The sequence below is a fragment of the Bacillus sp. WC2507 genome (genome assembly GCF_052656125.1).
Genome location: NZ_JBQXPN010000001.1, coordinates 2734810 through 2748824, shown reverse-complemented (window position 1 = coordinate 2748824; position 14015 = coordinate 2734810). Strand labels below are relative to the sequence as shown.

Below are 14015 nucleotides of genomic sequence, written 5' to 3'. Positions count from 1 at the left end.
ATGTGAATATTCAATATTTTATTGATGTACAATTGTTGAGAAATATTTTTTTATGCAGGGTGAAAATATAAAATAACAATACGTCTAATATTGCAAAATCTCCATGCAAAATAATTTATAAACTGATAGCAAGTTTTTTTACAGAAAATGCGATTCTCTTTACTCTTTTTTTCGAGTGAAATTTCATCTACACAAAAAATGTCAATTCCTAAGTACAAGTTAAGGAATTGACATTTTTTTAACTAGAATGCTTTATAAATAAGTGGATTGCTTTTTCTGGTACATAGAATTTCCCTTTACTCTCTACAACAACGCTTCCTAATTCATACTCTTTACCCTTGATACGAATAATATTTTTGTTAACCAATAATTGAGCTTTTACATTATTACGTTTTACTATGAGCACAGGATTTGCTGCATCAGTTTTGTCTATCGTTATAGTTGCACCGTTTTGTTTAAAGACTGATTCACTCTCTACAAATAATTTGTTTGTTACTTCTTCTAAATTAAAGCCCATTGCTTTCGCCATTGTCTTCGCAATGTCTGTGTTTTGGATCAAACCGTATGGCTTTTGAGGACCGTAAGAATATAAAAACACATCCTCACCTGTATGTCCTCCTGTTGTGAAGCCTATGTTCGCACGATTGGCCAATAATGTAGTATAAATTGGACCTACATCTATTTTCTTTTTTGCTGCTTTTAATCTTTCTTTTTCATCATAAGTTAAATTGTCCAAACCGTATAATTTAGCTACATCTTCTACATTCGACAAATTAGATTTCAGTTTATTTGTAGTCCCTTCAAGTGTCATCTTCGCCTTTTTCAATGGATCAATGTATGTAGAAACCGGCGTAGTATTATATCCTTTTGTCGTATTCATATTTCCAATAGAAATCCCGCTATTACCATGGTCAGCTACAGCAATTAACATCGTATTACCATCATTTTTTGCAAATTGCAACGCTTTTGCTACCGCTTCATCAAATGCCAACACATCACTAATTATCCCAATTGGATCATTTGCGTGAGCTGCCCAATCTGGCTTACTTCCTTCCACAAATAAAAAGAAACCATCTTTATCTTTTGATAACGTTTGAATTGCTTTCTCTGTCATTTGAGAAAGTGTTGGCTGCTCCGGATTTGTTGCTTCACGATCCATATCGAATGCTAAGGCATTATGTGAGAAAGAGCCCCAAATTTTATTAGATTTGGATTTCAATAATGCATCTTTCGTTTCAACAAAGTCATATCCTTTGTTTTGAATCACTTTTATTAAATCTTCATCATCTTTTCGAATTCCGTTATTTTTTATAGGGAGCAGTGCCGATTTCCCCCCGCCTAATACGACATCTATATTTTGATACACTTGTTGCTCCGCGATCACTTCAAAATTCTTACGATTCACATGATGAGCGGAGAATCCAGCAGGAGTAGCATGTTGAATTTCAGCTGTAGCAACAATTCCAGTTGCGCGACCAGTACGTTTGGCACCTTCTAAAACATTGGCAACTGGCCGTAACTTGTCCTCTTCTTCTATTGGTTTTAAGCCAGGTGAACTCACAGTAGAAGGTAATACACCTACATATCCTGAATTGGATTTATTCCCCGTCGCTAAAGCTGTTGCTGCCGGGGCTGAGTCTGTAATAGCTGATTCCGCCGAATATGTACGAACTCCTCCTGTTACAATTTCATCTAATGCAAGTGGTTTCCCTTTATACAAGCGAGCTAATGTAGTTGCTGAAGAACTCGTTCCGTCCATAACCATTATGATTACATTTTTCGGTTGACGTTCTATTTTTTTCACTTTTGCTTCCACCATATGGTGATTCATCATGCCTTCAGTACCTAACATACTTAGTGTGATTGTTCCTACTAACAGTAACTTCTTCATCTTTAAACCCACTTCCGACATTATTGCGCCTCCAATAGTTTCACATTCATTTACATACAAAGTTCTGATTTCCCTTTACTTTTCACTACCTACATATGTTTTATTAGTCCCCAATTCTTATAAAGCTAACAATAGTTACTTTCTCTTTTATTCGTGAATTACATATCGGTATGTATCATCTATCTTATAAAGAAGATTTAGTATTCTTTTCATTAGTTAATTGTTTAACAACAAATCAACAATCAAAATAAATAAAAATTTATTGTTTAACAATAAATTTTGTGGTAAATTAATAAGATATTAAATAAATGAGGTGCTTTTTATGAAACAAGGATCCACACTCTTCTTAAAGACAGCTGTGATTCTAATGGGTATCCCCGTTCTTGCTATGTGCATTTTTTTAGTCCCTAAAATAGGTACTTTCGCTGCAGAGCTATATCCTGATATTGCATATATTAAATATCTTGTGTTTATCAACTTATACGCAACAGCAATACCATATTATTTTGCGCTGTATCAAACATTTAAACTTTTAAACTATATTGACAAAAACAACGCATTCTCAGAGTTGTCAGTTAAAGCTTTAAAAAATATTAAGTACAGTGCACTAGCAATTAGTGTATTATATGTATTAGGTATGCCACTTTTCTATCTTGTGGCAGAGAGAGATGACGCCCCTGGCATTATTATTATCGGAATGATTATGATTTTTGCTTCAATGGTAATCGCGGTCTTTGCTGCCGTACTCCAAAGACTATTAAAAGATGCTATAGATATAAAATCAGAAAATGATTTAACGGTCTGAGGTGAATAATATGGCAATTATTATTAATATTGATGTAATGTTAGCGAAAAGAAAAATGAGTGTAACAGAGCTTTCGGAGAAGGTTGGGATTACAATGGCTAACCTTTCTATTTTGAAAAACGGAAAAGCAAAAGCAGTTCGTTTTTCAACTTTAGAAGCCATTTGTAAAGCATTAGAATGCCAACCTGGGGATATTTTAGAATATCAACCTGAAGATACCGAATAAAAAGAGTCCTTCATACGAGAAGGACTCTTTTTATTGCATATTACGGCGCAAAACTAATTTGACCAGTAAACAATAATATAATCGTGATAACCCAAAATATAAATAATGATAAGGACAGTATGAATGAAAGAATAGCAATCCCCTTCTTCTCTGTCTTCTCGTCATCGTAATGACAGAAAGTATGATACCTGCAACTGTGAGGGCAACTGTAATATAATCTCCCACTACATTACCCACATTCGCTATTCTTGTCGGTGTAATAAATACGAACAGAAAACATAAAATGCCGATGAGTAAAGATATGTAGCTTATTATACTGTACTTCTTTTTAGGAACTAGTTCAGTTTTCATACTAACCCATCCCTTCTATATAACTATAAGTTCATATTAGCAAAAATAACCATAATTTAATTAAAACAAAAAGCAGATACAGCGGAAACTCCCACTGTATCTGCTTTTATTTAATAACTAAACCTGCTATTTCTTCTTTATCATTATAAGTTATAATAAATGTCCGTTGTTCTTTACTATACTTCGCTACAAGAATAACAGTATATAAACCATCTTTTTCTTCAATCGATTGTTTTTCAATTTTTTCGAATGTACCAGCTTTCTCAATTACAGGTGTAAGATCTTTCATCTTTTCTTCTGGCAATGCAGCTTTCATTTTACTATCAAATTTTTCATGCACTTCTTTATATTTCGCCTCATTTAATAATGATACAATTTCTTCCGCTTTCGGAATAAATTTTTTAGACGCACTTTCATCTACTTTATTACCGGTACATGCTGCGAGCGCGAACGCCGCGATAGCACTTATCATAATAAGTAACATTTTTCTCATTTTCATACACCCTTTCTTTTTAAAATGAAACTATAACTAAAAACGACTAAAGCACAAATTGCTATTGAAACTTCTGACATAATGATCCCGCTTTCCCCTGGTACATATAGCGATATAATTCCAGCTAATGCATTTGCAGTGCCATGGATGAGAATTGCATATACAACATAACGAAATTTCTTTTGGACGACAGCTTGCAATACAATGAAGGAAAGCCCAACATGTAATACCATCGCAAAGATGCGCTCAATACCGCCGAAATAATAACTATCACCATTTTGGATGACTGTTTGTGACAATAATAAAGACAATACCGGGATACCAACTATCAGTACCGCCTCAATACCACCATGCCCTGCTCCAAATAAAAAACCAGACTGCCAATCTCGTTGTTTCATAAAATAGCGCATTGCGATAAAACGAGCTATCTCTTCAAAAATTCCAGCTGATACACTAAGCAAAACTGCAAATAGTACAGGCTGCATAACAGAAAACATCTGAAAATTTGTGCTAGTTCCATTTACATAATTCAGTATTGGTATGCGGATCAATATTTGTGATACAACAAAAGCCAATACACCTAACATATATGGAATATAACGTTTCTTCCAAACAGCATATAAAAGTGCTATAAGCGGTAAACCAAAGCTAATCATTGTTGTGAAAATAAGACCATTCATCTCGCTTCACCTCTTACTTAAAGTGTATAAAAACGAGTGAAGAAAATATGTAGCTATTTCCTATTCGGTTTCATTTTCATCATAGATGGTCATTTCATTTCTTTTAATATGAATGTTTGCGTGAAATAAGGACTTACATAAGTTGTTTCTAACGTCGCATTATTTGTTTTATTCATGATACGTTTTAATGAAAATAACCCGTATCCTCTAATCCCTTCTTTACTTGAATGGTTTTTCTCATAAATTTTTTGCAAATCAATCGCTTCACCCTTTGAACTATTACGCACAATAAAATATTGTCGTGAATCCATCTCAAAGAATGCGATTTGCAATATCTTTTCCTCACTATGTACCGCTTCTTCAATTGCATTATCTACTAAAACTGAAATGATGCGAATAAATGAAATGATCGTCATCGAAACACTTTCAATGCTCTCTGGTATATCGAGCATTACTTTTATTTGTTGCTGCTGGGCTGTTCCAACTTTTGCTCTTAATACACTTCTCACTTCAGGAATATGAATGCGAGATAATTTCGCAATATCAAGTTCATGATCATTTATTGTTTTTAACGTAGGAGCTATCACATCATAATACACTTGTTCAATTTCCTTCACATTTTTTGTACGTATTCCCTCTTCTAACGATAGTAATACATTCATATAATCATGACGGAAACTAGCAAGCTCATCATGCATATCCTCTAATTTCTCGACATAATCTAATAACTCTTTATCTAAACGTTTTTCATGCTCTTCTCGTAACTTTTCTTTCGATAAGTGTGAGCTTATTAGTACAATGATTAGTAATAATAAAAATACAATAATCGCTGAAATATAACTTTCTTCACTGTATTGTTGATTTAATTTTGCTAAAAATGCAGTAGATGGCCGAGTCAAAATTAGTTCAATCATAAATCCGACAATTAATAATACATAAGTTACATAGTATAGCGGACTACCTACTATATATTGAGCAATTTTTTGAATTCTTTTACGAGCTACTAAAATACCGATAAAAGTAAGTATCGATACGATAAGATGAATCATGCTACCTGTCCATAAATATAAATTGAATGGCGTTAACATAAAGATTTTCATTCCTAAATCAAAAAGCAACATTTTCACTAACGTTATAATAACCATACTGACTAGTGCAAAATATACATTATGCTTAAATTTCAATTCATTTTGCATTAATCCTAAACTTATTAAAAATAACACAATCGTACTATTCAACTCTGGATATCTCGTTACTGTTACAACAATAGCTAGTAAAATAATGAATACTGCACTTAAAGCTAGTAACATTCTAACTGACAATCTGTTGTACCGGATTAATTGAATGTATAAAAACGTATGGCACATACTAGTAAGCAGGATTGCAAATAAATCATAAATATACATCACATCTCACCCTTTAACATATTACGTACTTTACTCACTAAACGCCGTGATACTGGAATGCGTTTCCCGCTTTTTAAAACTATCATTTTTTGCTTCGCATCGTAAGAAGACATTTGCTTCGTATTCACGATATATGATTGATGACAACGAAATAAACGTTCATCTATTATTTCTATCTCCTTTAATGTTCCATAAAAATAAACGATACGATCTAGCGTCACTAATGCTAAACGGTGCGGTTCATCAGTCATAACATATTCAACTTCATGAAAAGGAACCCGCACAGTTGCATTACTATTTTCAACGATAAAATCGTCCGATGGAACGATATGCTTATTACGCGCTTCATACTGAAGTAAACATTGTTCAAAAACTTTACGCCTCTCCTCGTATCGCAACCCTTTATCAATAAAAGTTAAAGCTGATACCATGTATTGATATGAAATAGGTGCAAATTCAGAATGCGTTGTTACAAACACAATAATCCCTTGCGTGTCATACTTACGTATTTCTTGCGCCACTTGTAAACCTCTACGCTCTTCTCTTTTTATCTCTATATCTAAAAAATAGATTGGGACATACCTCGCCTTAGGAATATTAGTAATAATGTTCTCACTTTTACTAGTTGCCTCAATAAAGTCAAAGGGCAACATATATTTCTCGCAAATCTCTTCAACTAGCCTCTTTAATTGCTGTGCTTGTATGACATCGTCTTCTAAAATAAAAATACTCATGTGATCACTCGCTTTATTGAAATCTTTTCATCTATAGATTTATCTATAACTATATAATTCAAATTGTTGTAATAATCTCCTTCTCAATACTTAAAAAATAATTTGTTATAACATAGAAAAACCTCAACTTTTCAAGCAAAAAGCTGAGGTTTTGTTCTAACTATTTATAAAGGGAGTTTTTTATCACTCACTACCTTAAAAAATTCCGAGTAATGCGATATAGAATAATCCGCTGCATCACAGTTCCCTTGAAACATACATGTTGAAATACCTAATTCTTTTGCAGGTAATAAATCTAACTCTCTATCTCCAATAGCTAAATCAATATTATACTTTTTATGTAAGTGATCATACGCTAAAGAGTTCGGTTTACGTGGGAAACCATCGTCAATAGTAACCATGTCTACGAAGTATTTGTCCCAGCCGTAATATTCTAAAATCCCCATAACCCCCGCCCTATGTTTATGGGTCATAATCACATTTTTATCCGCAAATTTCAAAATCTCTTCGACACCTGCAAAAGGTTTCATATCTTTTGGAGTGAATTTCCCCTTCAAAGCTTTAATCTTTTCTTCCTGCTCACATGAAACCTTATAATAATGGATTGCATGTGAGTATGATATTTTTAAATTTTTGTATATTTCTTGTTTATCTACTGTATCACCTAATACTTCAGAAAGTATCATTGTATATGCAGGATACGTATCAAATAACGTCCCATCAAAATCCCATAAAATCTTCATTCTATTCACCCTTCTATTTTCTAATCATTCTATAAGTAAGTTCGCTCTCTTCTGTGGTGTTTCATTTTCTAAATAATAATCCTCTGCTTTCCAATACCTATTTTGAAACTTCGAAAGTTTCTTTTGGGTCTCTTCGCTTTCCCGCAGAAACCTTGTCTCTCTTGGACAATCCAAGTACACCATATAATGAAAGAAATCTCTCCATTCTTTTCGCTGTAGAAAAACACCTTCAATTACAATTACACCTACTATGGGGATCTGTACTTTTTTGATTTCGCATGAGTCTGTCTCATCATTATAGAACGGTAATTTCAGTTTTGTTTCATTTTGTAACTTTTGAAAAAACTTCTGCCGAAGCCACTCAATATCCCACTGTAAATAATAATACTCATACCATTCTTCATAGCCAGTTTGATATCGTTTATTACGCTCGACTATGTGATCATCTATATGGAAAATATGAAACGGAATACTTTCTTGTTTCATATTTTCCTTTAAGTTTGTTACAAATGTTGTTTTTCCTGATCGACTTAAGCCATCTATACCTAGAATGAACCTATTTTCTTTATGTTTCTTCATTATTTTTATAAGCTCATTTGTACTCATTACTTCTTCCACTCTTCTTTTAATAAAGAATATAAAATCGTATCATGAGCAACTCCATTTTGAATCATATGTTTTCGAAGTAATCCTTCTTCTTGGAATCCTGCTTTACTTAATAATTTTTGAGAAGCTTTATTTTCTACATATACAACCGCAGCAATTCTTATAAGTTGCAGCGTTTCAAATCCGTAAGTTAAAATTGCCTGTAACGCTTCCGTTGCATACCCTTGTCCCCAATATGTATCGTCTAATTCATAACCAATTTCAGCTCGCTTATGATGCTTGTTTATTAAATGAAATCCGCACGTTCCGATTAATTGGCCTGTGCCCTTTTTCTCAATTCCCCAGCGAAATACAGTTCCCTCTTCATAACGATTTTTAAACGCTTGAATCGTTGTTTTCGCTTGCTCAATATTTTCAAAAGAATCCATTCCAAAATAACGTATAACAGATTCTTTTGAAAAATAACGGAACATCGTTTCTGCATCTAACAGTGTTAGTTCTCTTAATTGTAAACGTTCTGTTTCTAGTTTCGGAAACCCCATCTCTTTTTCTCCTTCTATTCTAATGAACTGCAAATTTCAATATAATTCCCATCTGGATCTGCAATATATGCAATGGTTTGTCCCCACGGTTTCACAATTGGTTCAACTAAAATCTTAATACCTTGCTCTCTAAATTGCTCAATCTTTTCTTGTACATTTTCGACAACGAACCCTAATTCGAAATGGGAAGATTGTAACTCGCCTTCTGTAAGTGGTAGTCCTGTTAATTCTTTCACATCTTGCCGTGTGTTCATCGCTAAAATGGTAGTTCCCGTATTAAATTCGATATATGTACCGTGCTCTGCTTTTATAGGTAGCTGTAGAACATCTTTATAAAACCTTAAACATTCTTCAAACTTTTCTACATATAAAATGATGTACTTCATTTTTAAATTCATTTTACATCCCCCTTTATATCCATCCCTAAAAGTTCGACAAAAGTCTCATAAAAACCTTGTTTCCTATAATAACGAGCACAAAAAAATGAGGCCGATTTCTCGGCCCCCAGCTTATTGGCATAAAACAGGAGATTTGGTTTGGACATAACCAGTTCGTACTTTTATTATATTTTATTTTTTCTGAATTTTAAATACTTTAAATACCCATTTATATTGAGAAAGTTTTTTTACGTGCATAAAATTAAAAAGTTTAAGAAATGCTACAAATGGAGGTGTATACATATGGAACCAATGCTATGTCCAAGTTGTAAAACGAACCGTACTCGCTTTAATATTCTTGAGCAACAAGTAAAACCAGTCAAATTAAATCCACAAACTGGTCAAGTAGAAGAAGAATACACAAATGAAACGATGAATGCTTTTCATATGGCTTATCAAGGACCAACTTACCGCGTCCAATGTGCTGTATGTGGACTTGTTGAAAATCCTGAGCAATTTATTAAACCTGCTCAAAATCAGTCTTTTTCTTAAACATTTTTATTACCCCCTACCAATTTTCTATAGGGGGTTTTTCGTTTTATATGTTAATAAAAAACGTTTTTCTTCCTTATTATAAATCACACCCCACACCTTTTTAGTCATCTTTTATTTTTTGATCCTCGATATAAATCGTTTTTTCTTCATTCATTATTTTCGGGGTATTGTGGGGTTTATCTTTGTAACTGTTAATTTTGTACCTTCATATAGATTTTTATTATATAAAAAAGAGTGAACAAAAATATAATTATATAGAAACAAAAGAAGTTGATTCCGATATTCCCCTTACAAAATCAACTTCTTTTGAACTCCACTTTTTATTTATTATAATATTTCACTTTTTAATTTCTTAATTTTCCAAGAGAGTCTTATAAAGATATACATCCACATACAACCTGAAAGACCTGTCATAACTTTCGCCCAAATTGGCACTCTTGATTCCATCGGGCTTAAAAATAGGTTATACATTGATGGTAATATACTTGCTGATATAATAACAAGGAATAGCAATAATTCATTTAGTTTTTGTATCCTCGTCTCCTTTTCTGAGTAAATATCAGGCAATTCATTTACCTCTTCTACTTCTTTACAAAAATAATTCCATCTTGTGAAACTTGTTACGCGTTTCCAACCTGACATTTCGTATATTTCGAAATACTCTTGTTGTTTTTCTTTTGAATCTCTATAGGCCAATCTAAAATCAGCTTTATATATTACATCTTTTGGCTCAGTTTTCTTAAACGTATACATTAAATTATATTTTTGTAATCCCCAACCTTGTTGATGCATCTTTCGTAAAAAAGCTTCTTCTTTTTCTAAATTCCATGCCGTAAAAAATTTGAATACCCTTTTAGTCTCCATCTTCCATTCACTCCCCTAAAATACTATTTCCATTTCTTACTGATCTCTGCAACCTGTTGTACTCTAGTTCCAACACTTCTCTCCCAAAGGACGTTAACTCATAGCACTTCTTTCTATCTGTAGAGGCAACTTCAACTATTAATTTCTCTTTTAATAACTTCGTCGTATTCCCGTATAAAGTACCAGGACCGAGTTTTACTTCTCCATTTGTCATCTCTTCTACCATTTGCATAATTCCGTAACCGTGCATTGGCTTTACTAATGACAACAATATGTAATATGTTGCTTCAGTTAACGGAATATATTTTTGCGCTTTCGCATTCATTATAACCACCTCCGATACATCGCTTTCTGATATATCGACTTACGATACATCGTATACCGATATTATATATTCGCATTCCAAAATACGCAAGAGTATAATTTAATAATCGAATATTTATTTCTTTGAATTGAAAAATCATATAAATTTTCTGAATAATTTGTTAAAATATAGAAATATCCGTTTATATTTTGAAAGGAATGATACATATGATAAATAAATTAAAAGAAAATATAAGTTCTGTGTTTGTTGGCAAAGAGAATGTAATAGATTTACTCCTTGTTTCCTTGCTTGCTGACGGGCATGTATTACTCGAAGATGTGCCTGGTACTGGGAAAACGTTACTTGCGAAAACACTTTCTAAAAGTATTGGTGGTAATTTTTCTCGCGTCCAATTTACACCGGATGTACTTCCGAGCGATGTGACAGGTATTGAATATTTCAATCCAAAAACGAGTGAATTCGAGTTAAGACTCGGACCAGTCATGACTAATATTTTGCTTGCCGATGAAATTAACCGCGCTATGCCGAGAACACAGTCTAGTTTATTAGAATCGATGGAAGAACGACAAGTAACGCTTGAAAAGCAATCTACTCTGCTTCCGAAACCTTTCTTTGTCATTGCGACGCAAAATCCAATTGAATCACAAGGAACTTTCCCTCTTCCAGATGCACAGCTTGATCGTTTTTTAATGACAATTTCAATAGGGTATCCGAATCCTGAAGATGAACTACAAATGATGCGACGTTTTCGTAAGGATACACCTCTAGAAAGTGTCACATCTGTTATTTCTTTAGAAGACATTTTAGAAGCACAGAAACGAGTAAAGGAGATTTTCGTATCAGAACCGTTAGAACATTACATTATTAAACTTGCTCATGCTACAAGAAATCATGATTACATCGCTAACGGTGTAAGTCCACGTGCCACACTTGCTTTAGTGCGTGCAGTACAGGCATTAGCATTTTTACGAGGGAGAGAATATTGCACACCAGAAGATATACAATTTTTAGTTCCTTCTGTTTGGAATCACCGTATCGTCTTATCAATGGAAGGTGCATTACGTACGACAAAAAATGAAATTATGCAAAGAATTTTAAAAGAAGTTGACGTACCAGTGGAGATTGAGCAAGCATGAATGGACAGCGCGTTGTAACTGTACCGTTATTCTTCCAACTCCATATTATTCAACTAACCGTCCCAGGCGCTATACTATTTACATTTTTTATGCCACAACGAATTATTATGTTTCTCTTTTTCTTCTATTACTTATTTGCGATTTTCATTTATAAATATGTCGCTTATATAGAGAAAAGGTTTCAAGTGATAAACGAGAAACAAATAACTCGGTTATTCCCTAATGAATCTGGACAGTTTTTTATTCATTTAAAAAATGGAGCAAATATACCACTCGTTAACGGTGTTTGTTATTTTCATTTAAATCCGTCACTACTACCACAAAAAGATCAAGGAATTGAACAAATATCAAAAACACTATTCTCTTTCCCATTTTCACAACCTGCTCATTCAGCGCAAAGATGGGATTTAACATTAACCGCAACGAAGCGTGGTGTGTTTCAAATTGAACAGTTCGAATGCGTTTTGAAAGATCCTTTTCATCTTTTAACTGTACATTTACCTATTTTCAATAAATTACGGACTGAAATTATTGTGTATCCTTCTCCTAAAGAAGTAGCAGGTTTGCAAGAACTTCAGCAACTTTTAACAGGATCTTATCGAACGAATTTTTCTTTTTACAATGATGAAACATCTATTATCGGTGTTAAACGATATGAGCGTGAATCTTTCCGTTCTATTCATTGGAAAGCATCTGCTAAAATGCAGGAATTACAAGCGAAGCAATATGAACCTGTAAAAAATTATAGTTGGACAATTTGTCTTTCATTAGCTGCTGATCGCGGGTTTGGTTGGAAAGATAATATAGAAGACCTTATTTCATTTGCAACATACATTTGTCAATACGCAACGAAGCATCAAATACCGTTTGAATTATTTATTAGTGTATTAGCTGAAGGTGGTCCACTGCACTTACCATTAAACGAAGGACAAGCACATTACGGAATATCTTTAGAAGAATTAGCACGTATTTCAGATGATAGTACGTTACTTCCGAAACAAGGATTTCTTCATTATGTAACGAGAAAAAGAGAACGAACGTCTACAATGATATACATTGGTTTACAGAGAAATGAACTCCCTCTTCTCTCGCAGCCTACGTTTCTCATTACTAACGAAGGGATGGTGGAAAAGCTTGAAAACTTGGCTCTATCACGTTCATGACTTTATTCTGCTCCTCCTTTCGTTAGTAACAGAAAGGGATGAACTGGTTTCTATTGCTATATTTTTAGTAACAGGCTATATGGGTGTATTTCTAATTCATAAATTTATGAAGAAAAAAACAATAGGGTTTGTCATACTGTTACTTACTCAAATAATCGGTTGTTCAATCTTTCTCTCTTTCTCTCTATTTGGCACAATTATGTTACCGCTTTTCTTCTTTATCGTACATGTAGTCGGTCCTGGATATCCAGTTCAAAAGTCATTAGGTGGTATTGTATGGTTCGTCTTTTCAGCTATATTTTTCGCACCTTTTCCACCATTATGGAAATTATTACTATTAGTCTTACACATTATGATTGCATTTTGGTTAACGGGTTCCAATCGTAATCAACAGTTATTACGTTTTACTTCTATTATTACAATTGGAACATTTAGCGCTTTACTTATTCTAGTATTTCCTTATATACGTCTTATTTTTTCTTATATTGTCGAAATAGTTGCATTAGGATTCGGATACGCTATCAATCCTTTATTTTCAGCAGCGGAATCAAAAGAGACAGACGATTTTTGGTCGAATAAAGGAAATCTAAAAGACCCTCAAATTAAGGAGGAATTTGGACAGCGTGATTTTGATCCAACTCTCATAAATAGCATTACAATTATAGTATGTACAACCATTGCTATTTACGTCGTTTGGAAAATAATAAAAAGACGAAAGCAATTTAGTTTACCAAATATGCCTGCCTTCGAATCTACTATTATCACTGATAAAGAAGGAATGAGCCAAAAACGTTTGAAACGAAACAAACCGCCACATAACGAAATTCGAAAAGAGATTTTTAAGCTTGAAAGTAAGTTAACTCCCCCTTTAAATAGAAATCGAGGAGAAACTATTGAGGCATGGTTAGATAGAATAAATAGTGAAGTAGATGTAAATATTGAGAGTCATATTATTATAAATGCTTATAATACAGTGCGTTATTCAAATGATGAGAATATGATGCTACTTCAGGAATTTAAGGAAGAGGTTCATAAGCTTTACGTGTATCAGAAAAGCTTGAAGAAAAGAAAAAAATAACACAACAAAAAGACTCCTATTTTCATAGGAGTCTTTTTAT

Annotated in this window: 17 protein-coding genes and 1 pseudogene; 6 read left to right on the top strand and 12 right to left on the bottom strand. The window is 33.3% G+C overall.

Translation table 11 applies throughout. From position 1 onward, the window contains the following. Nucleotides 1–238: 238 nt before the first annotated feature. Nucleotides 239–1912, bottom strand: a complete 1674-nt coding sequence (locus ACUN28_RS14705) for an alkaline phosphatase (protein WP_016087383.1) — start codon at nucleotides 1910–1912, stop codon at nucleotides 239–241. A gap of 301 nt (nucleotides 1913–2213) precedes the next feature. Between ACUN28_RS14705 and ACUN28_RS14700 the strand changes: the two genes are divergently transcribed. Then, on the top strand, nucleotides 2214–2696 hold the full coding sequence (locus ACUN28_RS14700; protein WP_016087382.1) for a DUF2975 domain-containing protein: 483 nt from the start codon (nucleotides 2214–2216) through the stop codon (nucleotides 2694–2696). Nucleotides 2697–2706: 10 nt separating this feature from the next. Beyond that, nucleotides 2707–2922, top strand: a complete 216-nt coding sequence (locus ACUN28_RS14695) for a helix-turn-helix domain-containing protein (RefSeq protein ID WP_000974619.1) — start codon at nucleotides 2707–2709, stop codon at nucleotides 2920–2922. 40 nt (nucleotides 2923–2962) lie between these two features. Here the strand turns inward: ACUN28_RS14695 and ACUN28_RS14690 are convergent. The 9 genes and pseudogenes from ACUN28_RS14690 to ACUN28_RS14650 form a co-directional block, all read right to left on the bottom strand. Beyond that, nucleotides 2963–3273, bottom strand: a pseudogene (locus ACUN28_RS14690) (hypothetical protein). Nucleotides 3274–3379: 106 nt separating this feature from the next. Then, nucleotides 3380–3766 carry a DUF3887 domain-containing protein gene (locus tag ACUN28_RS14685; protein WP_016087380.1) on the bottom strand — a complete coding sequence of 129 codons (387 nt, stop codon included), beginning with the start codon at nucleotides 3764–3766 and terminating at the stop codon, nucleotides 3380–3382. A 2-nt stretch (nucleotides 3767–3768) separates the two neighbouring features. Continuing rightward, nucleotides 3769–4446: a YhfC family glutamic-type intramembrane protease gene (locus ACUN28_RS14680; RefSeq protein ID WP_016087379.1), complete on the bottom strand. Its 678-nt coding sequence runs from the start codon at nucleotides 4444–4446 to the stop codon at nucleotides 3769–3771. A gap of 89 nt (nucleotides 4447–4535) precedes the next feature. Continuing rightward, nucleotides 4536–5852 carry a GHKL domain-containing protein gene (locus ACUN28_RS14675; RefSeq protein ID WP_016087378.1) on the bottom strand — a complete coding sequence of 439 codons (1317 nt, stop codon included), beginning with the start codon at nucleotides 5850–5852 and terminating at the stop codon, nucleotides 4536–4538. Continuing rightward, a complete protein-coding gene (locus ACUN28_RS14670; RefSeq protein WP_016087377.1) occupies nucleotides 5852–6586 on the bottom strand; it encodes a LytR/AlgR family response regulator transcription factor in 735 nt (244 codons plus the stop codon). The genes ACUN28_RS14675 and ACUN28_RS14670 overlap by 1 nt, the downstream gene beginning before the upstream one ends. A 164-nt stretch (nucleotides 6587–6750) precedes the next feature. Continuing rightward, on the bottom strand, nucleotides 6751–7329 hold the full coding sequence (locus ACUN28_RS14665) for an HAD-IA family hydrolase (protein WP_016087376.1): 579 nt from the start codon (nucleotides 7327–7329) through the stop codon (nucleotides 6751–6753). Between the two features lie 24 nt (nucleotides 7330–7353). Then, nucleotides 7354–7935 carry a kinase gene (locus ACUN28_RS14660; protein WP_016087375.1) on the bottom strand — a complete coding sequence of 194 codons (582 nt, stop codon included), beginning with the start codon at nucleotides 7933–7935 and terminating at the stop codon, nucleotides 7354–7356. Beyond that, nucleotides 7935–8477, bottom strand: coding sequence for a GNAT family N-acetyltransferase (locus ACUN28_RS14655; RefSeq protein ID WP_016087374.1), 543 nt, complete (start codon nucleotides 8475–8477; stop codon nucleotides 7935–7937). Before ACUN28_RS14655 ends, ACUN28_RS14660 begins: the two co-directional genes overlap by 1 nt. Before the next feature lie 14 nt (nucleotides 8478–8491). After that, nucleotides 8492–8875 (bottom strand): VOC family protein, encoded by a 384-nt coding sequence (locus ACUN28_RS14650; RefSeq protein ID WP_016087373.1) that lies wholly within the window; start codon nucleotides 8873–8875, stop codon nucleotides 8492–8494. Nucleotides 8876–9157: 282 nt separating this feature from the next. On the opposite strand from ACUN28_RS14650, the gene ACUN28_RS14645 reads away from it, so the two are divergent. Next, nucleotides 9158–9406: a hypothetical protein gene (locus ACUN28_RS14645; protein ID WP_000433610.1), complete on the top strand. Its 249-nt coding sequence runs from the start codon at nucleotides 9158–9160 to the stop codon at nucleotides 9404–9406. A gap of 330 nt (nucleotides 9407–9736) precedes the next feature. Here ACUN28_RS14645 and ACUN28_RS14640 read toward each other — a convergent pair whose 3' ends face one another. Beyond that, nucleotides 9737–10273, bottom strand: coding sequence for a DUF2812 domain-containing protein (locus ACUN28_RS14640; protein ID WP_016087372.1), 537 nt, complete (start codon nucleotides 10271–10273; stop codon nucleotides 9737–9739). A gap of 7 nt (nucleotides 10274–10280) precedes the next feature. After that, nucleotides 10281–10598 (bottom strand): PadR family transcriptional regulator, encoded by a 318-nt coding sequence (locus ACUN28_RS14635; protein ID WP_016087371.1) that lies wholly within the window; start codon nucleotides 10596–10598, stop codon nucleotides 10281–10283. A 206-nt stretch (nucleotides 10599–10804) separates the two neighbouring features. On the opposite strand from ACUN28_RS14635, the gene ACUN28_RS14630 reads away from it, so the two are divergent. The 3 genes from ACUN28_RS14630 to ACUN28_RS14620 are packed head-to-tail and all read left to right on the top strand — an operon-like array spanning nucleotide 10805 to nucleotide 13975. Further along, the gene (locus tag ACUN28_RS14630; RefSeq protein WP_016087370.1) at nucleotides 10805–11734 is read left to right on the top strand and encodes an AAA family ATPase; all 930 of its coding nucleotides are present in this window, start codon (nucleotides 10805–10807) and stop codon (nucleotides 11732–11734) included. Next, nucleotides 11731–12897: a DUF58 domain-containing protein gene (locus ACUN28_RS14625; RefSeq protein ID WP_016087369.1), complete on the top strand. Its 1167-nt coding sequence runs from the start codon at nucleotides 11731–11733 to the stop codon at nucleotides 12895–12897. Before ACUN28_RS14630 ends, ACUN28_RS14625 begins: the two co-directional genes overlap by 4 nt. Next, nucleotides 12869–13975 (top strand): DUF4018 domain-containing protein, encoded by a 1107-nt coding sequence (locus ACUN28_RS14620; protein ID WP_016087368.1) that lies wholly within the window; start codon nucleotides 12869–12871, stop codon nucleotides 13973–13975. The genes ACUN28_RS14625 and ACUN28_RS14620 overlap by 29 nt, the downstream gene beginning before the upstream one ends. Nucleotides 13976–14015: the final 40 nt, after the last annotated feature.